Raw genomic sequence first — 21,477 nt, 5'->3', positions numbered from 1 at the left:
TTTGGAGGTGAAAAGTATGGCAAAGAATCTTATTATTGGTCTATTAGCTATCGCTTTAGTTTCAACGGGTATTTGGGGATATCAACAACAAACTCAAGGCCAAACTTTACAAATACAAGCAGAGAATAATTACCAACGAGCTTTTCATGAATTAGCCTATTATATAGATCAAATTGAAGATCAATTAGGAGCTAGTTTAGCCATGAATACAAGAAGACAGTTAACGCCTGCTTTAGCAGAGATTTGGCGTGTGACAAGTCTAGCACATGAAATGATCGGACAGCTCCCTTTAAATTTTGTTGATATAGGTAAAACGGAAGAGTTTCTGTTTAAAATGGGGCGTTTTTCTTATCGGACATCGATAAGAGATCTGGACAAGGAGCCTTTAACAGATGAGGAATATGAAACACTTGAAAAGTTTTATGATTACTCTAAAGAGATTCGACAAGAACTAAGAAAAGCACAAGCATTGATGTTACAGCAAGATGGACGTTGGTTAGATGTTGAACAAGCGCTTGAGCAAACAGAGGAAGCGAAAGAAAATGAAGTCGTTACAAATTTTGAAGTCATGAATAAAGCGGTAGAGGGTTATAGTGAAACAGATTGGGGAGTAAGTTTAGCCGCCATTGATGATCTAAATGGAGAATTAAAAAGGGCTCTTGAAGAAGGGAAAGAAATTTCAGAAGAGGAAGCGAAAGATAAGGCGTTGTCCTTCCTAAATATGAATGAACAAACCGAAGTGGACATTTCCAAAACTGGTAATGGATTAGAGTATCCTGCATACTCAATCGTTGTAAATGATCCTAACCATGGTTCAAATTACTATTTGGACATGAGTGTTTATGGTGGAGAGCCATTATGGTTTCTTCAAGATCGTCAGGTTTCAGAAACGAACAAAAGTTTAAACGAAGCAGCTGAAGCTGGTTCTAAATTTCTAAGAAAGCAAGATAAATCTTCAATGCAGTTAGTTGATAGTAAGCAATACAATTCTTTGGCTGTACTGGAATACGTACATTTAGAAGACAATGTACGTATTTATCCAGACCAAATTACCCTTGAGGTAGCACTGGATGACAATGATATATTAGGTTATCACGCCATCAGTTATCTAATTAACCATAAGGAAAGGGATATTCCAGATCCAGAAATTTCAATGGAGGAAGCGTTAGATAACGTTAATCCACAACTTGAAATTATGGAGGATCATATTGCAGTTATTGAGAATGATTTAGGGGAAGAAGTATTATGCTATGAGTTCTTTGGTGTAATTGATAATAATACGTATCGGATTTTTATTAACGCAGAGGATGGTGAAGAAGAGAAGGTTGAAATGCTAGAACAGGCGGAGCCAGTATATGATTTCTCTTAAAAAAGATAAGCGGAAGGGGGGATAAAGTACCCCCTTCCACTTTTTTATAGGAGAAAGGGTATGTATAATCGATCGGAAAGGTGTTACTTTTGACTCATTCATGTCATAATAGATAAGAAATGAAAGTAGCGGTATTTACAGGAGGGGTATTTATGATTGAAGTAGGTACGGTTCTTATATTAGAAATATCAATCAAAGCAGAAAATCAACAAAATAGAAAATTTCGTTGTCGAATTGTTGATTATCATGATTCTCACTTAGTTGTTGATTATCCAATAGATGAAGAAACGAACAAGCAGAGTTTTTTTTTAGAGGGCACTGAGTTTCATGCTACGTTTGTTGGAAAAGATGATGCTGTCTATATGCTAAATACGGAAATTGTCGGTAGAATAAAGTTCAACGTACCCGTTTTATTGTTAAAAGATCCAGGAAAAGAAAATTACATCCGAACACAGCGCCGTAATTATGTTAGAGTAGAAGAAGCGGTTGATGTTGTTGTTTATCCAACAGACAACAAATATGAGCCTCTTCGTTCTGTAACATGGGATTTAAGTGGCGGAGGTTGTGCCGTAGTGTTACAAGAAGATCACCCATTTCCTGAGCATGGTGAAGTAAATCTATGGATCGCTTTACATATGAACTCAGGGGAGTTAGTTTACATACAAACATTGAGCAAAATTATAAGAGTTATACCGATAAAGGGGAATATAGGAAAGCGTGTATCGCTACAGTTTCTATCAATTTCTAAAGAAGAAAGTCAAACGATCGTTCGATATTGCTTTGAAAAACAGTTAGAGCAACGAAGAAAAAACAGAATATAATTCCAATTTTGTATTCTTCATTAGACCAAGCATATAAGATTGTGATAAAATTAACCTTATTAAAATATATGGTTGTTATTGTTGGAAGGTGTAGTCGAGATGAATATAGCCATCGATGGACCTGCAGGAGCAGGTAAAAGTACAGTTGCTAAATTAGTAGCAGAGTCATTATCGTATTTATATATTGATACTGGTGCTATGTATCGCTCATTGACGTATGCGGCGTTACAGGAAAATGTAACCTTAGAAGATGGAAAGGCATTATTAAATTTATTAAATAAGTTAGAGATTGAATTAAAAAATGAAAAGTGTGTCACTACTGTACTATTAAATGGTGAGGATATTACGTCAGATATACGTTCGTCTTCCATAACTGCGAACGTTTCTATAGTAGCACAGCATGAAATAGTACGGCATGAAATGGTACAACGCCAAAGGCAACTGGCAAAAGAAGGGCAAGTTGTTTTAGATGGACGTGATATTGGAACACACGTATTACCAAATGCCGATTTAAAAATATTTTTAACGGCATCCGTTGAAGAACGTGCTAAAAGGCGTTATGAAGAATTAATAGCTAAAGGGGAGACTATCGATTACGCGCAATTAGTTCAAGAAATTGCTAAACGTGATGAGTTAGACTCAACTAGAGAATTTGCTCCTTTAAAAAAAGCTGAAAGTGCTATTGAAGTGGACACCACTTCACTTACAATAGATGCTGTAGTAAAACAAATTTTAAACCTTGTGAAGGAGAGAGCATCAATATGAGTATGTACCAATTCGGCAAGCGTATTTGTTTGTTGTTTCTCTCAAGTTCGTATAAAGTAGAAGTAATTGGACGTGAAAATATTCCTAAAGATGGAGGAGTGTTGCTTTGTTGTAACCATATTAACAATTTAGATCCGCCTTTACTAGGAAGCTACTTAGACAGAAACGTGCATTATATGGCAAAGAAGGAGCTATTTGAAAAGCCTATACTAAAATGGTTGCTTCCGAAATTACACGCATTCCCAATTCGTCGTGGGATGAGTGATAAGCAAGCATTGCGCACAGCTATGACATTAATAAAGAACAATGAAATAGTAGGGCTTTTTCCTGAAGGAACTAGAAGCAAAAACGGTCAATTACAAAAAGGATTAGCAGGAGCTGGTTTTTTTGCGTTACGTACTAATGCTACCGTAATCCCTAGTGCTATTATTGGGCCATATAAGTTTAGAGGTAGACTTAAGCTAGTTTATGGTGAGCCTATTGATTTTTCAGAATTAAAAGAGACTAGAGGCTCTGCTGAAGAAGCAACTGCGATAATTATGGCTGAAATTCAAAATTTGATAAATGAACATCAGTAATTGTTATTCAAATTCTTTCGCTAGTGTGAAAGATTTTAAATAAGTTGAAAATAACCGTAAGTAGACGGCGAGTAATGAAGGAGGCAAAAGTCAATGGTCGAAGAAATGAACAACGAAATGGCAGAGATGAAATCTTTATCTATAGGTGAAGTTGTTACAGGTAAAGTAACAAAGGTCGAAGATAAACAAGCGTTTGTCGATGTCGGATTTAAAGTTGATGGAATTATTCCAATTAGCGAGCTTTCAAGTTTACATGTAGAAAAAGTAAGTGATGTTTTGTCAGTTGATGATCAGATTGAATTAAAAGTGATTAAGCTCGAAGATGACGAGCTAATTCTCTCTAAACGAGCTGTCTTAGCTGAAAAAGCATGGGATGACCTGCAAAAAGCCTATGAATCAGGCGACATCTTAGAAGTGGAAGTTGCTGAAGTTGTAAAAGGTGGACTTGTTGTTGATTTAGGTGTTCGTGGCTTTATACCAGCTTCATTAGTCGAAAGACATTATGTAGAAGACTTCTCTGATTATAAAGGACGTACACTACGCTTAAAGGTTTCGGAAATTGATCAAGAAAACAATAAGTTAATTCTTTCTCAACGAGCTGTTTTGGATGAAGACTTAGAGCGTTTGAAAAAAGATGCATTGAGTTCTTTAAAAGAAGGAGATGTGGTTGAAGGGAAAGTACAGCGCTTAACATCATTTGGTGCATTTATTGATGTAGGTGGAGTTGATGGTCTTGTACATATTTCACAATTAGCTCATCATCGTGTAGAAGATCCATCAGATGTAGTAGCTGAAGGGGATACGGTGAAAGTCAAAGTCCTTTCAGTTGATGTCGACAGTGAACGGATTTCATTATCAATTAAAGATACACTTCCTGGTCCTTGGGAATCTTTTTCTGGTAAAGTAGCCGTTGGCGATGTGTTAGAAGGCGTTGTGAGAAGACTTGTTCATTTTGGAGCGTTTATCGAGCTCGCACCTGGAGTAGAAGGCCTCGTTCATATCTCTCAAATCGCAAATCGGCATATCGGAACCCCTTCTGAGGTATTAACTGAAGGAGAAACGGTACAAGTGAAAGTTCTCGATGTGAATATCGATGAAAAGCGAATTTCTTTAAGTATTCGTGCTTTATTAGAGGAAGATGAACAAGACGATGAAGACTACAAACAATACGAGGCACAGCAAAATGATGAACCTTCTGGATTTTCATTAGGAGATATGATCGGGAATAAACTAGATAAATATAAAAAATAAAAAGAGTAAAAAGGAGTTGATAGCGGTAGAACCCTATCTCTCCTTTTTTTATGAGGAAAAATAAATAGAATAGTACTATCTAAACGGATGATTTAATGGAGATTCGTCCATAATGAATTTGAGGTGGTTTAATTATGGATGGTATTTTCGTTTATTGGTTTGGTTGGATTTTTTGGGGTGTGTTCACATTTTTTGCTTCTAGTTTGAAGATACGCTTTTGGATGGGGTGTAGCATTTTACTCATTCTCATTCTTTTACCGATTGAGGTTTCAATTATGAACACATCTTATCATTTAGTTTACATAGGCTCTGCTTTTTTTCTATATTTTTATGTACAGACATTAAGGAGACAAGAAAAGTATTTTTATTTTCTGTTTATGTCTTTGACTGTATCAGCATGCTTTGCTGGTTTTCGTCTAATGCTTATTTATGATCCGGTCATTGCATTTATTGACAGCAGGTGGATGTTAGCTTGTCTAGTTGTTGTTATTTGTTATTTCTTAACATCAACTTTAAAAAAACGTTATATTCTGTCTGTTTCCGGACTTATACATGGTGAGTATTTACTGTCTTTAACTCCATTTTATGATCAAGATCAAGCTATCGGAAATCTCTATTTCTTTGATGTTCTATTCATAACGACTTCCTTGTTTGGAGTCGGTTTCATGATACGAATAATCATTTCATGGATGTCTTCATTCTTAAAAAATCAACCTGTTCCGAGAAGCGGTCGACAATATGCAGGAAATCAGCTAAAATAAATAGGTTGTCAATTATTAAATAGAAAGGTTGTGGCAAGTATGTCCAATCCAGTTGTCGCTATTGTTGGAAGACCTAATGTTGGAAAGTCAACAATCTTTAACCGAGTGATCGGCGAAAGAATTGCTATTGTAGAAGATATGCCGGGTGTTACCCGTGATCGAATATACAGTAAAGCAGAATGGTTAAATAGAGAATTTAATGTGATCGATACAGGAGGAATCGAGCTTGGAGAAGAGCCATTGCTTGTACAGATGAGAGCGCAAGCAGAACTCGCTATAAAAGAAGCGGATGTTATTATCTTTATTGTTAATGGTCGTGAAGGTGTAACCTCAGCTGATCAAGAAGTAGCTAATCTGCTGTTTCGTTCGGATAAACCAGTTGTATTAGGGGTGAACAAAATCGATAACCCTGATATGCATGAACAATTATATGAGTTTTATTCATTAGGAATGGATACACCTTATCCTATATCAGGATCTCATGGCCTTGGATTAGGTGATTTGTTAGATAAGGTAATTGAGTACTTTCCCGAAGAAGTTTCGGATCCATATGGAGATGACACGATTCGTATTGCATTAATTGGTCGGCCGAATGTTGGAAAATCTTCACTTGTCAATGCGATGTTAGGAGAAGAGCGAGTAATTGTAAGTGATATTCCTGGTACGACCCGAGATGCAATTGATACAGCATTTTCACAAGATGAGCAAGAGTATGTACTAATCGATACAGCAGGTATGAGAAAACGAGGAAAAGTGTATGAGGCAACTGAAAAATATAGTGTACTTCGTTCTTTAAAAGCAATCGAGCGTTCTAATGTAGTTTTAGTCGTCATAAATGCTGAAGAAGGGCTTATTGAGCAAGATAAAAAAATTGCTGGCTATGCACACGAAGCAGGTAGGGCAGTAATCATTGTTGTAAATAAATGGGATGCAGTAAATAAGGATGACAAAACCCTGCAGAATTTCACACAAAAATTAAGAGATGAATTGCTCTTTTTAACATATGCTCCTATTCTTTTTGTTTCAGCTATGACGAAGCAAAGGTTACATACGGTTTTGCCGATGGTTCAAAAAGTGTCAGAAAATCACCATCTACGTGTTCCTACAAATGTACTTAATGATATGGTCATGGATGCTGTTGCGATGAATCCTACACCTACTGACAAAGGACGTCGTTTAAAAATTAATTATGTCACTCAAGTAGCAGTAGAGCCTCCAACGTTTGTTTTTTTTGTTAATGAGCCAGAGTTGATGCATTTTTCATATGAGCGTTTTCTTGAAAATCGATTAAGGGATACGTTTGAATTTGAAGGAACGCCGATTAAAATTATCGCTAGAAAGAAAAATAGTTAGAGGGAGTAGATGAAATGGGAGAAGGAGTCATTGCAATTTCTTTAATCGTTGTTATTATCATTAGTTATCTACTTGGATCAATAAGCTTTAGTTATTTAATAGCAAAAAAAATTAAAAAAGTCGATATTCGTCAACATGGTAGTGGGAATGCAGGGGCGACTAATACATTACGAGTATTAGGTATCGGTCCAGCCATTTTAGTGCTTAGTTTAGATATTGCAAAAGGTATTGTTGCTGTATGGCTTGGCCATTGGTTAGCACCTGACGATGGCGGAGTCTTCCCTGCATTAGCTGGGTTTGCTGCGATAGCTGGTCATAATTGGCCGATTTATTTTGGTTTTCGAGGTGGAAAAGGTGTTGCAACAACGATTGGCGTGCTAGCAACACTAGTTTTTTTACCAGCACTATACGCAGGGCTAATTGCTATCGGCAGTATTTTCATTACTAGATATGTTTCATTAGGATCGATTTTATTTGTGATTGGAACACCGATATTTATGGTTGTTTTCTTTGAATATCCAGATGCTTATACGTATTTAACAGTGGTAATAGCTGTTCTCTTGATTTGGAGGCATCAAACAAATATAAAACGACTAGTTGCAGGAGAAGAAAGCAAAATCGGTCAGAAAAACAAATAATACAAAGTTGAGGTGAACAATTTGAAACGAGTAACCGTTATAGGAGCAGGTAGCTGGGGTACTGCTTTAGCGATGGTGCTTGCTGATAATCATCATGATGTGCGAATTTGGGGAAGAAGAGCTAAACAAATAGAAGAAATCAACACTAAACATTCAAATAATCAATACTTACCTGGCATTTCCTTACCTGAACAAATTAGAGCTTACGAAAAGATGGAAGAAGCGCTTGAAGGTACTGAAGTGGTTGTTTTGGTCGTCCCAACAAAAGCAATTCGTACAACGATCCAACAAATGGTTGAAAAGCTTCAAAGCAAGGTAACGATTATTCACGCAAGTAAAGGAATTGAGCCTGGATCTCATAAACGTATATCAGAAATGATTGAAGAGGAAATGTATAACTCATCATTTCTAGAACATGTTGTTGTTTTATCAGGGCCAAGTCATGCTGAGGAAGTAAGCAGAAGGCAACCAACTACTGTTACAGTATCCTCGCATAGTGAACAAGCCTCTAAATATACTCAGGATTTGTTCTTCAATCAGCATTTTCGTGTTTATACAAATCCTGATTTGATCGGGGTTGAAATCGGTGGAGCTCTTAAAAATATTATTGCACTTGTTTGCGGCTTAACGGAAGGGCTTAAGTTAGGAGATAATTCTAAGGCTGCTATTATGACACGTGGATTAACAGAAATTGCGCGTATTGGTATGAAGCTTGGTGCCAACCCAATGACATTTGCTGGCCTATCAGGGCTTGGAGATTTAATTGTCACGTGTACAAGTGTTCATTCCAGAAACTTCCGAGCAGGTTTGATGTTAGGTAGAGGCAAAACGTTAGAGGATGTTCTTAATGAAATGGGTATGGTAGTCGAGGGGGTTCGTACTACTCAGGCTGCATATGAGCTTGCTAAAAAACTACAAGTGGATATGCCGATCACGACAGCGCTATACCGTGTTCTTTTTGAGCATGTAAGGCCACAAGACGCAGCTGATGAATTAATGGGTCGAGTGAAAAAGCATGAAGTAGAAGACTTACCTGTCGATTTAATAAAATCAACATTTAAAGAAGATTAAGTTAATTAGTTATACGTCCTCACCTTCTTTCTAGTCGTGCATATGATATGGTGATCATACGATTGAGGGAGGGCGAAACATGTTTGGGAAAAATGATTCATTTATGGATCAAATTCAAAAGAAAACGAGTGTGAAACCTGACGAAATTATGAAACTAGCTAATTCAGTTAGTCAAGCTAATTTACAAGATGAAAAAACCGTTCGACAGCTCGTTGCTCAAGTAGCAAAGCTCGCTAATAAAGAAGTGTCGAAAGAAAAAGAAGATCAAATTGTCAATGCTATTGTTAATAATAACATGCCTGCTGACTTCTCTTCACTTGCTAAAATGTTCAATAAAAAGTAAAATTCACTACTATAGGCAATATCACAAGCATGTTTCATTTATGTGCATATACTTTAAAGAACGAACATTATAATAGGGCTGTTAAAACGAAGGGTTTCGTCATGTTGAAGAAGTGTGCCCCCACTTCTTCAACATTTTGGAGTTTAATCGTTCGCGACTCTGTCACTTCATTTTTGGACAAGCTGTGCTATAATAAACGACAAACTGCAACAGAAAGAGGGGGAACTTAGTGTCACAAGCGATGTTTAATATGTGGGTGTCTTTTTTTGCTCTTGCTCTCATGTTTGTCTCAGCAGGAACGGCTATTTTCAGCAGAACGAAATTAACAGGTTGGTTTCAAAAAATAATGTTATCATTTTCATTTGTCTGCTTAGTCGTAGCAGGAATTATTGTTTTCCTTATTGTTTTGGGTGGACCTACAGCTACAGTTTAGTTTAAAGGAGATACGCTTGGTATGAAGCGAGTGATACAATCTTTAGTTTTGATGATCGGTTTGTTTATACTTACAGGTTGTTTTCTGCCTGATGATCAACGCGCAGAAAACCAAATCGCTTATCCTGATCAATTACAATCTGTTCAATTAGCAGTAGATCAATTTCAAATAGATTCTGGCGTATTACCCATTTATACATTTGATGAGCATACGTCGCTATATAATCGATATGTGGTTGATTTCAACCAATTGGTCCCACGTTATTTACAGCAACCACCTGGTACTGCTTTTGAGAATGGTGGTGTATTTCGATATGCGTTAGTGAATGTAGAAGAGGAACCTGAAGTGAAGGTGATTGATTTACGCCCGCAATCGGTTATTCAGCAATATCACCGTAGGGTGAATGATTATATAAGGAACCATACTTATGTTCCTATTATGGAAGTAGTCGATGATGGGTTATTTATTTTAGATTATGAAGAACTTGGTTTTTCCGAAGAACCACTTGTACAAAGTCCTTATTCCGATCAATTTTTACCACTTCTTTTTACGCATGATCATGAAGTTATAATAGACTATCGACTTGATCTTTACCAAATGTTATTGGAGTATGATCATCCTTTTAATGAAGGCGAAGATCTACGACCGATTTTGTATACACATTCTCCATTTGTTCCCGCAAGAAGTGTACCTTATGTACTTGATGAGAATGGAGAACCGACCTATGAAATGTCGTTAAGAAAAAAATGATTCAATTATAATAAAAATTGGTCTACTAAGTCCTTTTCATTGATATACATAATCAAAGGAAGGGGCTTTTTGTGATGAATCCCCTTCTCGGTATTTAGTGAGATCACCTACTACATACAAATTGTTGTCATAAACCTTGTACACCATCATAGTAATGGTAATGTCCAAGGTTTACGGAAGTAGGAAGATGAATCTCAAATCTTTACTGATCGGGAGGGGATCAAGTGGAAAAGGTTGATATTTTCAAGGATATAGCCGAACGAACAGGCGGCGATATTTATCTTGGAGTTGTAGGTGCAGTTCGAACAGGGAAATCGACATTCATTAAAAAATTTATGGAGCTAGTCGTACTCCCGAATATTGAAAATGAATCTGAGAAAGCAAGAGCACAAGATGAGTTGCCACAAAGCGCTGCTGGCAAAACCATTATGACAACTGAACCGAAGTTTGTTCCTAATCAAGCAGTATCGGTACATGTTGATGATGGATTAGATGTTAATATACGTTTAGTTGATTGTGTTGGATATGCGGTTCCTGGGGCAAAGGGCTATGAAGATGAGCACGGACCACGAATGATAAATACGCCGTGGTATGAAGAGCCTATCCCATTTCAAGAGGCGGCAGAAATTGGTACGAGAAAAGTTATTCAGGAACATTCCACTCTAGGGATTATTGTTACGACAGACGGAACAATTGGCGATATTCCCCGCCAAGATTATAAGGAATCTGAACATAGGGTAGTAGAAGAGTTGAAAGAAGTCGGCAAACCGTTTATTATGGTTGTCAATAGTGTACGCCCTCATCATCCGGAAACAGAACAATTACGTCAAAGCTTAAGTGATGAGTATGATATCCCCGTATTATCAATGAGCATTGAGGGGATGACTGACCATGATATTAATAATGTTTTAAGAGAAGTATTATATGAATTTCCGGTTCACGAGGTAAATGTGAACTTACCGAGTTGGGTAATGGTTCTTCGTGAGGATCATTGGTTACGTCAAAGTTATGAAGAGTCAGTAAGAGAAACCGTGCAAGATATAAAACGTTTACGCGATGTTGACCGAGTAGTAGGCCATTTTACCGAGTATGAATTTATTGATCAAGCAAGATTAGCGGGGATTGAAATGGGGCAGGGAGTCGCTGAAATTGATTTATATGCTCCAGATGATTTATATGATCAAGTATTGAAAGAAGTTGTCGGAGTAGAAATTCGCGGCAAGGATCATTTATTACAACTTATGCAAGATTTTGCTCATGCTAAACAGGAATATGATCAAGTTGCTGATGCACTAAGGATGGTAAAGCAAACGGGTTATGGAATTGCAGCACCTGCCTTATCAGACATGAGCCTAGATGAACCGGAAATCATTAGACAGGGTTCGCGATTCGGTGTGCGTCTAAAAGCAGTAGCTCCTTCGATTCATATGATTAAAGTCGATGTTGAATCTGAATTTGCTCCTATTATTGGAACAGAAAAACAAAGTGAAGAACTTGTTCGTTATTTGATGCAAGATTTTGAAGAGAATCCACTTTCGATTTGGAACTCAGATATTTTCGGTCGTTCGTTAAACTCAATCGTACGAGAGGGGATCTCAGCAAAATTATCACTCATGCCAGAGAATGCTCGTTATAAATTAAAAGAAACACTAGAAAGAATTATTAATGAGGGTTCAGGTGGTTTAATTGCGATTATTTTATAAAAAAATTTTATATTGAAGATGATGGAAGGTAGTAATCATTTGTATGTATAATGATCTAAAGGTCATTACACATCTTGATGTTTACTACTTTCTTTTTTGCTTTTTCAATTGAGAATATGCTAAGATTTTTACATGTGCTCTAATGACAGCGAAAATAACAATTTTGTGATACTATTGTGTAGAAGCATAGTTGAGAAAAGTGATAGACAGGAGAGTTGAGAATGAGTAACCAAAATGATTTCTTTGTTATTAAAGCAAAAGAAAATGGCGTTAACGTAATTGGATTAACGAGAGGCTCTGACACGCGTTTTCATCATTCGGAGAAACTTGATAAAGGTGAAGTAATGATTGCGCAATTCACTGAACATACATCTGCTGTGAAAGTACGTGGGCATGCTATTATCCAAACTAGTTATGGGACGATTAATACGAACGATTAAGAGAAATAGATGAGTATTTTTTACACAGAATTTGGGGGACATGTTGATGAGAAGTTTATATTTATTTCAAGAAAATGTTGAAGAGGTTAAAGGAGAGTTTAATCAAGCGATTAAGCATCATTATTTACAATCCTATGTACCAAACATAGAAGTAGATGATGATAAAATCCGTTTTATGTATGCGATGTTACATAAAAAAATGACTAAAGAAGATTTGCATTTATTAATCTTATCAACACTTCTTGTTCAAGCAGGTCTGGATATACATGATGAGGTGACGTTAAAAAATGTAGATACGGATGTGCTAAAAAAGAAGAGACAATTAACCGTATTAGCAGGTGATTATTATGTAGCGATGTACTATCATTTGCTTGCTAAAAATGGGAATGTTCCCCTCATTCAAAAGATTAGTCACACGATTCAACAAATAAATGAAAAGAAAATGAACCATTATGAGCAGGAAGAAGTATCTATCGATGAGTATAAAAAGATTTTCGTAATGATCGAAACTGGGCTCATGCAACAAGTAGCTTCTCATTTCGACCTTGAACTATGGAGGCTTCTTATTAAAGAGTTCTTCTACTACAAAATGCTTACAATTGAAAAGAACCTAACACTTAATGGTGAACAAACCGCTTTATTACGGGGACTTCATAAAACTAAACCTCTTATTCATAGTGACTCATTTTTAGACAAGTTCATAGAAGAGTCAAAAGATCGTTTGTTACAACTTACTGAATCTTCGGCTACAATGAAGCCTTTTATCATTTGGCATATTGATCAATATAGTAGTTATGACACATTAGAGAATATCGCAGAGGGTGAATAAGATGTCTCAAACAAAAGAGGAACGTGTACATCAAGTGTTCCAATCTATTTATAAAAAATATGACCTTATGAATTCCGTCATTAGCTTTCAACGCCATAAAGCTTGGCGTAAAGATACGATGAAAATCATGCAAGTACAAAAAGGGAATAGAGCTCTCGATATTTGTTGTGGTACAGCTGATTGGACGATTGCATTAGCTGAAGCTGTCGGGGAGAATGGACAAGTTATTGGATTAGACTTCAGTGAGAATATGTTAAAGATTGGTCAAGAAAAAATTCAACAGCTACAATTGAATCAAGCTAATCTAGTGCTGGGCAATGCAATGGAGCTTCCGTATGACGATGCTTCATTTGATTTTGTTACAATTGGTTTTGGTCTTCGAAATGTCCCTGATTATATGCAAGTATTAGCAGAGATTCACCGAGTTGTTAAACCAGGAGGGAAAGCCGTCTGCCTAGAAACGTCTCAGCCAACAATACCCGTATTTAAGCAATTATACTTTTTTTATTTTAAAAGAATTATGCCCCTTTTTGGTAAGATGTTTGCAAAAAGCTACGAAGAGTATTCGTGGCTTCAAGAGTCTACGATGGCCTTTCCAGATCGCGCTAAACTTGCGGAAATGTTTAAAGAAGCAGGATTTGAACATGTCGAAGTGAAGGCTTATTCTGGAGGAGTAGCTGCCATGCATATGGGAATAAAGACGAGGGATGAATAGAGATAGGAGCCGATTACGTTGGTAAGAAAAATAAAAATCATCTTAGAAATGATTAAGTTTGAACACACTATATTTGCGCTACCGTTTGCTTTTTTAGGAGCAATTCTAGGTAGTTTTATTATGAGGGGAGATTTCCCACAATTATCAGAATGGATATGGATTACTCTTGCTATGATAGGGGCTAGAAGTGCAGCAATGTCACTTAACCGCGTAATTGATGCCCAAATAGATAAGCATAATCCAAGAACTGCAGAACGAGCTATTCCAGCCGGATTAGTTTCAAAAATCGAAGTTTGGTTATTTATCGTTATTTCGTTTGTTGTGCTGTTCTTCTCTGCCTTTCAATTAAATATGCTTGCTGTTTATTTGTTACCAATTGCTGTTTTCTTTCTTGTTATTTATTCATATACGAAACGATTTACTTGGGCTTGTCACCTCATTTTAGGGATAACGATTGGAATTGCGCCTTTAGGTGGATGGGTAGGAGCAACTGGGACATTGCCCTTTGAGGCATACTTTTTATTCGCGGCTGTAGCATTATGGATAGCTGGCTTTGATGTCATTTATGCAACTCAAGACGCCGATTATGACAAAGAACATGGATTATACTCTATTCCAAGTCGATTTGGTATAAAAAAATCATTGCTACTAGCAAGAGTGTCTCACACTGTTAGTTTTCTAAGCTTCCTAAGCTTGTTTTTTATTACACCTTTAGGATGGGTTTATTTTGCTGGAGTGATCATTTCTGGTGCCATTCTTGTCTATGAACACTCACTTGTTTCAGAGAATGATTTATCGAAAGTACAAGTAGCTTTCTTTCCAATGAATGGCATATTAAGTGTTGTTTTATTTGTATTTGCGATTGGAGATGTCCTTATATGGACCCATTTATAAAAGGAACGTATACGGTCGGTATTACTGGTGCTAGTGGTGCACAATATGGGATTAAACTCGTTAAACAGCTGCTGCACGAATCATACAAGGTACATTTAGTTATAACCGAAGCTGCATGGCAAGTGTTCGATTTAGAGTTACAATTCGATGTGAGGAATAGAGAACAGTTGATCGATGATATATTCAGCAAAAATCGACATTTATTATGTTATCATTCCTTACGTGATTACTCTGCACCGATTGCTAGTGGATCATACAAAAATGATGGTATGGTTATTATTCCGTGCTCAATGGGGACATTGTCAAGCATTGCACATGCTTCATCGAATAATCTACTTGAACGGACTGCTGATGTCATGTTAAAGGAAAAAAGAAAATTAATTATCGTACCTAGGGAAACCCCTCTAAATGAGCTTCATCTTGAGAATATGTTAAGACTAGCAAAAATGGGTGTAACAATCCTTCCTGCAATGCCTGGTTTTTATCAACAACCAAAAAATTTGGAGGATTTAATTGATTTTGTCGTTGGGAAAGTTTTGGATAATTTAGATGTGGATCATTCATTATTTACCCGTTGGGGGGAACAGCTATGAGTTTAACAATTGGAGAAATCTCTTACACGAATATTTTGCCATTTTTTTATTATTTAGATCGATACCAATTTGAACGAAACTCTTATCAATTTGTTCCTCAAGTACCCTCACAATTAAACGAAGCAATGGCTAATGGAAAGGTTGATATTGGAGGTATTTCATCTTTTGCTTATGCAAATAATCAACATACTTTCTCACTGTTACCTGACTTATCTGTAACGACATATGGGAAAGTACGATCAATCTTTTTATTTTCAAAATATCAAATCGGTCAATTAGACAACAAAAAGATTGCTCTAACTTCAAGTTCAGAGACGTCTGTTCATTTATTAAAAATCATTTTAGGTTATTTTTATAATAAAAATGTTACATACGAAATTGTACGACCTCATTTTCACGATATGATAGAATGGTATGATGGTTGTTTGTTAATTGGTGATGATGCGATTGTTGCGAATCGTCGACTAGCAAAGGACTTGTACGTATATGACTTAGGGGAAATTTGGTATGAACAGACAGGATTACCAATGACTTATGCTGTATTTGCCGTTCGAAATAAATGTATCGAAGCTAAGCCTAATGAAGTGATAAGCTTTTATAAAGCTCTTTTAGCTAGTAAGAAAAGAAGTGAAAACGATCAATACAAACCGATGATAAAAGATATTTTATTAACACATGGTGGGACAGAAGCTTTTTGGGAGCAATATTTTGATCAGCTCTGTAATGACTTTGGACAAAAAGAGCAAGAAGGATTGCGATTCTATTATCATTTATTATACAAATTAGGCTATATACGTGAACCTGTAGATCACTTACATGTGTGGAAACCGGTACTTCAATTATAAAGGGACTTGCATGAAACGTGATTCAATGTTCTAATTAAAGGAAAAGCGTAATGAATTCGTTTAGATAAATAAGGTGGACGACATGAAGCTAGCAGAAATTTATATGCAATTTCAAGCAGATATTGAAATGATTGAAAATGAACTTGAAGAAAATGTACAAGCAGAGCATGATGTATTAACAGATGCATCCATTCAATTGCTTAAAGCTGGAGGAAAAAGAATTCGCCCTGTATTTGTATTATTAGCAGCGCGATTCGGCTTATATGATATTGAATCACTAAAGCATATTGCTGCGCCTTTAGAACTGATTCATATGGGCTCATTAGTACATGATGACGTTATTGATGATGCTGATTTAAGAAGGGGAAAGAAAACCATTAAGTCACAATGGGATAATCGAGTTGCCATGTACACAGGGGATTTTATTTTCGGGAAGGCACTTGAGACTTCAACCTATTTTGATAATCCTAAAATACATCAAATTCTTTCAAACGCTATGATGGAAATGTGTTTAGGTGAAATTGAGCAAATTAGAGATCAATATAATTTAAACCAAAATTTTCGAGTTTATTTAAGAAGGATTAAACGTAAGACAGCACTTCTCATCGCTGTAAGTTGTCAACTTGGTGCGATCGCTGCAAATGCTAATACATATATACAAAACCAGCTCTATCAATTTGGTTATTACGTTGGAATGTCTTTTCAAATAACAGATGACATTCTTGATTTTGTCGGAACAGAGAAACAACTTGGAAAACCTGCAGGAGGAGATTTATTACAAGGAAATGTAACCCTTCCTGCTCTATATGCTATGTACCATCATACCGATATTCGAAGAAAAATTGATTTATTCTTTCAAGACATTGAAGGAAACGCTGATCAAATTAATGATATTCTAGCCATGATTAAGGATACTGATGCTATTTCTTATTCTATTAAAATAAGTGATCAGTATTTGCAAAAGGCTTTTGATACGTTAGAGACATTACCAAACCAAAAAGAAAAAAGGTATTTATATGAAATTGCCTCTTACATTGGCAAAAGAAAGTTTTAGTTACGAAGGGTTTACCCTAAAAGGTCTTTTACTTTTTAGAGTAAACCCTTTTTGAATGAACTGTAGTGATTCGCTACACTTCTTGGTTGGCATATTGTCGCATGTAGCTTCATTTGCTATACTGTTGAGAGAATCTATAAGGAAAAGGGAGAAGGTTATGGAGCGTACATACATAATGGTTAAGCCAGATGGGGTTCAACGAAATGTGATTGGAGAAATTATATCTCGCTTTGAAAAAAAGGGATTTACTCTAGTTGCAGCAAAATTAATGGTCATCACAGAGGCAATGGCACAGAGACATTATGAAGAACATACAGGAAAACCTTTCTTTGAAAAGCTTGTTCGTTTCATTACATCAGGACCTGTATTTGCAATGGTTTGGGAAGGGCCAGAAGTGATCAAGACAGCGAGATTAATGATTGGTAAGACAAATCCGCAAGAAGCGTTACCTGGTACGATTCGTGGAGATCTAGCCGCGCAAATGCCTAATAATATTATACATGGATCTGATTCCACAGAAAGTGCAGAAAGAGAAATAGCCATCTTTTTTCAAGATTCAGAATTAATTGATTATAAAAAGGCGACTGCTGATTGGACGTAATTTATTTGATACATCGTGAGACTGGAGAGAACAAATGGGTACTGATTATGAAACATTTATAGCAAACATTAAGAAAAAAACCGCGATTGATTTAGCTTTGTATAAAGAAGCGCAAATGAAACGTCGTTTGACATCTTTATATGAAAAGCGCGGCTTTTCATCTTTTCAAACATATTATCAAGCAATGACCAAAAATGAAGAACTTTTTAATGAATTTCTAGAACGAATGACAATAAATGTGTCAGAATTTTTCCGCAATGTAAGCAGGTGGAATGTGCTAGAAAAAAAGATCTTACCACGCCTATACAATGAAAATAAAAATTTGAAAGTTTGGAGCGCCGCGTGTTCAACAGGTGAAGAACCGTATACGCTATCCATGATTTTAGCTCAGTTTATGCCTATCTCAAAAGTGAATGTATTTGCAACAGATCTCGATACAGAAATTATTACACGTGCTAAGATGGGATTTTATCCTGAGCGATCGATAAAAGAAGTACCGAAAAGCTACTTAGAACGATATTTTACTAGAGAGCCAATGGGCTATAAGGTAAATGATGATATTAAGAAGACTGTCACATTTCAAAAACAAAATTTATTAGCTGATCGATTCCAGCAGCAATTCGATTTAATCGTATGTCGTAATGTCATGATTTATTTTACTGAAGAAGCGAAAAATGAACTATACCATAAATTTAGCCAGGCATTAAGACCGGGTGGAGTTCTTTTTGTTGGTAGTACGGAGCAAATTTTTAATCCTAGCACCTATCAACTTGAAACTGAGGATACGTTTTTTTATAAAAAAGTGCTGAAGTCAGAATGACTTCAGCTACATATGTATGAAGGATCTACTTATTCTAATAATGAGAAAAGTTTAACTTTTCTTTTAAATTGTGCGAGACAGTTAGTCTAGATCATGTTATAATTTAACGCATAAAAGCGATAAAGAGAAATGGAAATGACATTGGAGGCAGGAAAATGAGATATTTAACAGCTGGAGAATCACACGGACCACAATTGACGACAATTATTGAAGGAATTCCAGCGCAGTTAGAGTTAATAGCAGCGGATATTAATGGCGAATTAGCACGAAGACAAGGTGGTTATGGCCGTGGTAGACGTATGCAAATTGAGAAAGATCAAGTACAAATTTTAAGCGGTGTACGTCATGGTAAAACAACGGGTGCCCCGATCGCATTAGTAGTAGAAAATAAAGACTGGACTCATTGGACTAAAATAATGGGTGCTGAACCAATTGATGAGGATGCAGAAAAAGAAGTTAAAAGAAAATTAACTAGACCACGTCCAGGACATGCAGATTTAAATGGTGCAATAAAATATGGTCATCGCGATATGCGCAATGTACTAGAGCGTTCATCAGCGCGAGAAACGACCGTACGAGTTGCTGCTGGTGCAGTAGCTAAGAAGCTATTATCTACCTTTAACATCCAAGTTGGTGGACACGTATTAGAAATCGGTGGTGTAAAAGCAGAAAAAACAGCATATGAATCTGTTGCAGATCTTAAGGAACGCTCAGAGGCTTCTCAAGTGCGTTGCTTAGATGAGGATGCAAGCTTGAGAATGATTGAAGCGATTGACCAAGCAAAAAAAGATGGCGATTCAATTGGCGGAATCGTGGAAGTAGTCATAGAAAATGTTCCAATTGGATTGGGCAGTCATGTTCAATACGATCGTAAATTAGATGCTAAAATTGCGGCAGCTGTTATGAGTATTAATGCATTTAAAGGAGTCGAGATCGGAATCGGATTTGAAGCTGCACGTATCCCAGGAAGTCAAGTGCATGATGAAATTTTGTGGGATGAAGACAATGGTTATTCTCGAAGAACAAACCGGCTTGGTGGATTTGAAGGTGGGATGACAAATGGGATGCCAATTGTTGTTCGCGGAGTTATGAAGCCAATTCCAACGCTTTATAAGCCATTACAAAGCGTGGATATCGATTCCAAAGAACCATTTGCAGCGAGTATCGAACGTTCTGATAGTTGTGCAGTTCCTGCCGCTGCTGTAGTAGCAGAGGCGGTCGTTGCATGGGAAGTAGCCAATGCACTACTAGAGACGTTTGGACATGATCAAATACCGACTATTCAAGAAAATGTTAATCGTCATAATGAAGACGCGAGGACGTTTTAAATGGGGAGTGTTCAAGTTCAAACAGTGTCTAAACAATATGAAGTGAGAATAAATTCAGGTTTAAGACATCAGGTGGGTGCATTATTAAAGGAATTACTACAACCGGTATCGTCTATATTAATTGTGACTGACTCTAATGTGGCTCCATACTATTTAAAAGACGTTATTCAAAGCTTTGATGAGTCTTCAGTCGTATATGATTACGTCATTGAAAGTGGAGAAGCCTCTAAATCATTTTCCGTATATGAGCAGGTGTTATCAAAAGCATTAGAGGTAGGTCTTGACCGAAAGTCTGCTGTCATTGCGCTTGGAGGAGGAGTCGTTGGAGATTTAGCTGGATTTGTAGCTGCGACTTATATGCGAGGAATACGATTCGTACAAATGCCTACTACACTATTAGCTCACGATAGTAGTGTGGGTGGAAAGGTAGCGATTAACCATCGACTAGGAAAAAATATGGTAGGGAGCTTTCATCAACCTGAAGCTGTTTTATATGATACGGATTGTTTAATGTCATTACCAGAAGAAGAATGGAAATCGGGGTTTGCCGAAGTCATTAAGCATGGATTTATTCGCGATGAGGCATTTCTGAAACAGTTAGAGAGAGAATGGACATCATTTAAGACTATTTCAGTCGAACGCCTTAATGACATGCTTGCCCGCTCTATTTCTGTTAAAGCAGACGTAGTGAGTGAGGATGAGCAGGAGCATGGAATTCGCGCTCACCTTAATTTTGGTCATACGCTTGGACATGCAATTGAGGCACAGCTTGGTTATGGGAAGATCACACATGGAGAAGCTGTTGCGATTGGTATGCTTTTTGCTTTGCGCTTATCAGAAGAAATGCTGGATGTAAATTTTCATATTGAACAATACGAAAATTGGTTTTTAAAATTAGGTTATCGAACGAAAATACCTGCTTCATTAAATCGAGAGCGCTTGTTACAAACAATGAGTAAGGATAAAAAGGTAGAAGCTGGTACGATACGAATGGTTCTATTAAAGAAATTGGGAGAAGCTACAATTGTGAATATCCCACCTGAGAAGATTCGGGTACTTCTTGATGAACGGATGGAGGGTTCACATGGTTAGAGGTGTTAGAGGCGCTACAACTGTTCAAGCCAATACAGTTGAAGATATTACAAAAGAGACTTTTGTGTTAGTGAATGAAATGATTGCAAAAAACAAACTAGAGCCGGAAATGGTAGCACATGTATTATTTACGGTTACAGAAGATTTAAATGAAGCGTTTCCAGCAAAAGTATTACGCGAGCTACACGGCTGGGAATATGTGCCTGTCGTATGTGCTCAAGAAATCCCTGTACCTGAGAGCTTGCCCCTTTGTGTTCGAGTATTGATGACGGTAAATACTGACCAATCACAAAGCGATATTGAACATATTTATTTGAATGATGCTGTTAAGCTGAGACCTGACTTATCCTTGACGAATAAGTGAGTTCGGAGTAGACTAAAGGCGAGTTGAGAAACTGATTACTATGTACCATTTAAATGTAATCAACTA

The 21,477-nt window shown here is 36.8% G+C and carries 25 protein-coding genes; all 25 read left to right on the top strand.

Annotated features, from left to right (window positions below):
- The first annotated feature begins 16 nt into the window (after positions 1-16).
- The 25 genes from ypeB (at position 17) to aroH (ending at position 21,411) form a co-directional block, all read left to right on the top strand.
- The gene (gene ypeB, locus ACERJO_RS02170) at positions 17-1,369 is read left to right on the top strand and encodes a germination protein YpeB (protein WP_373646421.1); all 1,353 of its coding nucleotides are present in this window, start codon (positions 17-19) and stop codon (positions 1,367-1,369) included.
- A gap of 152 nt (positions 1,370-1,521) precedes the next feature.
- Positions 1,522-2,190: a flagellar brake protein gene (locus ACERJO_RS02165; RefSeq protein WP_247105638.1), complete on the top strand. Its 669-nt coding sequence runs from the start codon at positions 1,522-1,524 to the stop codon at positions 2,188-2,190.
- A 99-nt stretch (positions 2,191-2,289) separates the two neighbouring features.
- Positions 2,290-2,955, top strand: a complete 666-nt coding sequence (cmk, locus tag ACERJO_RS02160; RefSeq protein ID WP_247105636.1) for a (d)CMP kinase — start codon at positions 2,290-2,292, stop codon at positions 2,953-2,955.
- Positions 2,952-3,533, top strand: coding sequence for a lysophospholipid acyltransferase family protein (locus ACERJO_RS02155; protein ID WP_247105635.1), 582 nt, complete (start codon positions 2,952-2,954; stop codon positions 3,531-3,533). Before cmk ends, ACERJO_RS02155 begins: the two co-directional genes overlap by 4 nt.
- Positions 3,534-3,626: 93 nt before the next feature.
- Positions 3,627-4,784 (top strand): 30S ribosomal protein S1, encoded by a 1,158-nt coding sequence (rpsA, locus tag ACERJO_RS02150; protein WP_247105633.1) that lies wholly within the window; start codon positions 3,627-3,629, stop codon positions 4,782-4,784.
- A gap of 134 nt (positions 4,785-4,918) precedes the next feature.
- The gene (locus tag ACERJO_RS02145; RefSeq protein WP_247105631.1) at positions 4,919-5,545 is read left to right on the top strand and encodes a YphA family membrane protein; all 627 of its coding nucleotides are present in this window, start codon (positions 4,919-4,921) and stop codon (positions 5,543-5,545) included.
- 39 nt (positions 5,546-5,584) lie between these two features.
- Positions 5,585-6,898 (top strand): ribosome biogenesis GTPase Der, encoded by a 1,314-nt coding sequence (der, locus tag ACERJO_RS02140; protein ID WP_247105629.1) that lies wholly within the window; start codon positions 5,585-5,587, stop codon positions 6,896-6,898.
- Between the two features lie 14 nt (positions 6,899-6,912).
- The gene (gene plsY / locus ACERJO_RS02135) at positions 6,913-7,536 is read left to right on the top strand and encodes a glycerol-3-phosphate 1-O-acyltransferase PlsY (RefSeq protein ID WP_247105627.1); all 624 of its coding nucleotides are present in this window, start codon (positions 6,913-6,915) and stop codon (positions 7,534-7,536) included.
- 21 nt (positions 7,537-7,557) lie between these two features.
- The gene (locus tag ACERJO_RS02130) at positions 7,558-8,607 is read left to right on the top strand and encodes an NAD(P)H-dependent glycerol-3-phosphate dehydrogenase (RefSeq protein WP_373646420.1); all 1,050 of its coding nucleotides are present in this window, start codon (positions 7,558-7,560) and stop codon (positions 8,605-8,607) included.
- A gap of 103 nt (positions 8,608-8,710) precedes the next feature.
- Entirely contained in the window at positions 8,711-8,950 is a 240-nt protein-coding gene (locus tag ACERJO_RS02125) for a stage VI sporulation protein F (RefSeq protein ID WP_373646501.1), read from the top strand.
- A 229-nt stretch (positions 8,951-9,179) separates the two neighbouring features.
- Positions 9,180-9,383, top strand: a complete 204-nt coding sequence (locus tag ACERJO_RS02120) for a DUF2768 domain-containing protein (protein ID WP_247105624.1) — start codon at positions 9,180-9,182, stop codon at positions 9,381-9,383.
- Positions 9,384-9,404: 21 nt separating this feature from the next.
- Complete coding sequence (locus ACERJO_RS02115) at positions 9,405-10,133, top strand: hypothetical protein (RefSeq protein WP_373646419.1); 729 nt, start codon at positions 9,405-9,407, stop codon at positions 10,131-10,133.
- A 224-nt stretch (positions 10,134-10,357) separates the two neighbouring features.
- Entirely contained in the window at positions 10,358-11,836 is a 1,479-nt protein-coding gene (gene spoIVA, locus ACERJO_RS02110) for a stage IV sporulation protein A (RefSeq protein WP_247105621.1), read from the top strand.
- 221 nt (positions 11,837-12,057) lie between these two features.
- Positions 12,058-12,276 (top strand): trp RNA-binding attenuation protein MtrB, encoded by a 219-nt coding sequence (mtrB, locus tag ACERJO_RS02105; protein WP_035340146.1) that lies wholly within the window; start codon positions 12,058-12,060, stop codon positions 12,274-12,276.
- Between the two features lie 46 nt (positions 12,277-12,322).
- A complete protein-coding gene (locus tag ACERJO_RS02100) occupies positions 12,323-13,105 on the top strand; it encodes a heptaprenyl diphosphate synthase component 1 (protein ID WP_247105620.1) in 783 nt (260 codons plus the stop codon).
- A 1-nt stretch (position 13,106) separates the two neighbouring features.
- Positions 13,107-13,820, top strand: coding sequence for a demethylmenaquinone methyltransferase (locus ACERJO_RS02095; protein WP_373646418.1), 714 nt, complete (start codon positions 13,107-13,109; stop codon positions 13,818-13,820).
- Positions 13,821-13,838: 18 nt separating this feature from the next.
- Positions 13,839-14,714, top strand: a complete 876-nt coding sequence (locus tag ACERJO_RS02090) for a UbiA-like polyprenyltransferase (RefSeq protein ID WP_373646417.1) — start codon at positions 13,839-13,841, stop codon at positions 14,712-14,714.
- Positions 14,699-15,307: a UbiX family flavin prenyltransferase gene (locus ACERJO_RS02085; protein WP_247105615.1), complete on the top strand. Its 609-nt coding sequence runs from the start codon at positions 14,699-14,701 to the stop codon at positions 15,305-15,307. The genes ACERJO_RS02090 and ACERJO_RS02085 overlap by 16 nt, the downstream gene beginning before the upstream one ends.
- Positions 15,304-16,152 carry a menaquinone biosynthesis protein gene (locus ACERJO_RS02080; RefSeq protein WP_373646416.1) on the top strand — a complete coding sequence of 283 codons (849 nt, stop codon included), beginning with the start codon at positions 15,304-15,306 and terminating at the stop codon, positions 16,150-16,152. The genes ACERJO_RS02085 and ACERJO_RS02080 overlap by 4 nt, the downstream gene beginning before the upstream one ends.
- Before the next feature lie 82 nt (positions 16,153-16,234).
- Complete coding sequence (gene hepT, locus ACERJO_RS02075) at positions 16,235-17,206, top strand: heptaprenyl diphosphate synthase component II (protein WP_247105613.1); 972 nt, start codon at positions 16,235-16,237, stop codon at positions 17,204-17,206.
- 157 nt (positions 17,207-17,363) lie between these two features.
- On the top strand, positions 17,364-17,807 hold the full coding sequence (ndk, locus tag ACERJO_RS02070; protein WP_247105612.1) for a nucleoside-diphosphate kinase: 444 nt from the start codon (positions 17,364-17,366) through the stop codon (positions 17,805-17,807).
- 34 nt (positions 17,808-17,841) lie between these two features.
- Positions 17,842-18,627, top strand: a complete 786-nt coding sequence (locus ACERJO_RS02065) for a CheR family methyltransferase (protein ID WP_247105611.1) — start codon at positions 17,842-17,844, stop codon at positions 18,625-18,627.
- Positions 18,628-18,782: 155 nt separating this feature from the next.
- Positions 18,783-19,955 carry a chorismate synthase gene (gene aroC / locus ACERJO_RS02060; protein ID WP_373646415.1) on the top strand — a complete coding sequence of 391 codons (1,173 nt, stop codon included), beginning with the start codon at positions 18,783-18,785 and terminating at the stop codon, positions 19,953-19,955.
- The gene (aroB, locus tag ACERJO_RS02055; protein WP_373646414.1) at positions 19,956-21,047 is read left to right on the top strand and encodes a 3-dehydroquinate synthase; all 1,092 of its coding nucleotides are present in this window, start codon (positions 19,956-19,958) and stop codon (positions 21,045-21,047) included.
- Positions 21,040-21,411 (top strand): chorismate mutase, encoded by a 372-nt coding sequence (gene aroH, locus ACERJO_RS02050; protein ID WP_247105607.1) that lies wholly within the window; start codon positions 21,040-21,042, stop codon positions 21,409-21,411. The genes aroB and aroH overlap by 8 nt, the downstream gene beginning before the upstream one ends.
- Positions 21,412-21,477 lie beyond the last annotated feature (66 nt).

Origin of the sequence: Halalkalibacter sp. AB-rgal2, assembly GCF_041821005.1 — a bacterium.
Taxonomy (GTDB): domain Bacteria; phylum Bacillota; class Bacilli; order Bacillales; family Bacillaceae_D; genus Halalkalibacter.
Note: the sequence above shows the minus strand (reverse complement) of the source record. Positions and strands in the feature narration are given on the sequence as shown.

What these genes read in the sequence shown, in the direction of transcription:
- hepT (WP_247105613.1), top strand. Translation starts at nt 16,235, where the DNA reads ATGAAGCTAGCAGAAATTTATATGCAATTTCAAGCAGATATTGAAATG.
- ndk (WP_247105612.1), top strand. Translation starts at nt 17,364, where the DNA reads ATGGAGCGTACATACATAATGGTTAAGCCAGATGGGGTTCAACGAAAT.
- ACERJO_RS02095 (WP_373646418.1), top strand. Translation starts at nt 13,107, where the DNA reads ATGTCTCAAACAAAAGAGGAACGTGTACATCAAGTGTTCCAATCTATT.
- mtrB (WP_035340146.1), top strand. Translation starts at nt 12,058, where the DNA reads ATGAGTAACCAAAATGATTTCTTTGTTATTAAAGCAAAAGAAAATGGC.
- ACERJO_RS02155 (WP_247105635.1), top strand. Translation starts at nt 2,952, where the DNA reads ATGAGTATGTACCAATTCGGCAAGCGTATTTGTTTGTTGTTTCTCTCA.
- ACERJO_RS02145 (WP_247105631.1), top strand. Translation starts at nt 4,919, where the DNA reads ATGGATGGTATTTTCGTTTATTGGTTTGGTTGGATTTTTTGGGGTGTG.
- rpsA (WP_247105633.1), top strand. Translation starts at nt 3,627, where the DNA reads ATGGTCGAAGAAATGAACAACGAAATGGCAGAGATGAAATCTTTATCT.
- ACERJO_RS02080 (WP_373646416.1), top strand. Translation starts at nt 15,304, where the DNA reads ATGAGTTTAACAATTGGAGAAATCTCTTACACGAATATTTTGCCATTT.
- plsY (WP_247105627.1), top strand. Translation starts at nt 6,913, where the DNA reads ATGGGAGAAGGAGTCATTGCAATTTCTTTAATCGTTGTTATTATCATT.
- cmk (WP_247105636.1), top strand. Translation starts at nt 2,290, where the DNA reads ATGAATATAGCCATCGATGGACCTGCAGGAGCAGGTAAAAGTACAGTT.
- aroH (WP_247105607.1), top strand. Translation starts at nt 21,040, where the DNA reads ATGGTTAGAGGTGTTAGAGGCGCTACAACTGTTCAAGCCAATACAGTT.
- ACERJO_RS02100 (WP_247105620.1), top strand. Translation starts at nt 12,323, where the DNA reads ATGAGAAGTTTATATTTATTTCAAGAAAATGTTGAAGAGGTTAAAGGA.
- ACERJO_RS02085 (WP_247105615.1), top strand. Translation starts at nt 14,699, where the DNA reads ATGGACCCATTTATAAAAGGAACGTATACGGTCGGTATTACTGGTGCT.
- ypeB (WP_373646421.1), top strand. Translation starts at nt 17, where the DNA reads ATGGCAAAGAATCTTATTATTGGTCTATTAGCTATCGCTTTAGTTTCA.
- ACERJO_RS02065 (WP_247105611.1), top strand. Translation starts at nt 17,842, where the DNA reads ATGGGTACTGATTATGAAACATTTATAGCAAACATTAAGAAAAAAACC.
- aroB (WP_373646414.1), top strand. Translation starts at nt 19,956, where the DNA reads ATGGGGAGTGTTCAAGTTCAAACAGTGTCTAAACAATATGAAGTGAGA.
- aroC (WP_373646415.1), top strand. Translation starts at nt 18,783, where the DNA reads ATGAGATATTTAACAGCTGGAGAATCACACGGACCACAATTGACGACA.
- der (WP_247105629.1), top strand. Translation starts at nt 5,585, where the DNA reads ATGTCCAATCCAGTTGTCGCTATTGTTGGAAGACCTAATGTTGGAAAG.
- ACERJO_RS02115 (WP_373646419.1), top strand. Translation starts at nt 9,405, where the DNA reads ATGAAGCGAGTGATACAATCTTTAGTTTTGATGATCGGTTTGTTTATA.
- ACERJO_RS02125 (WP_373646501.1), top strand. Translation starts at nt 8,711, where the DNA reads ATGGATCAAATTCAAAAGAAAACGAGTGTGAAACCTGACGAAATTATG.
- ACERJO_RS02165 (WP_247105638.1), top strand. Translation starts at nt 1,522, where the DNA reads ATGATTGAAGTAGGTACGGTTCTTATATTAGAAATATCAATCAAAGCA.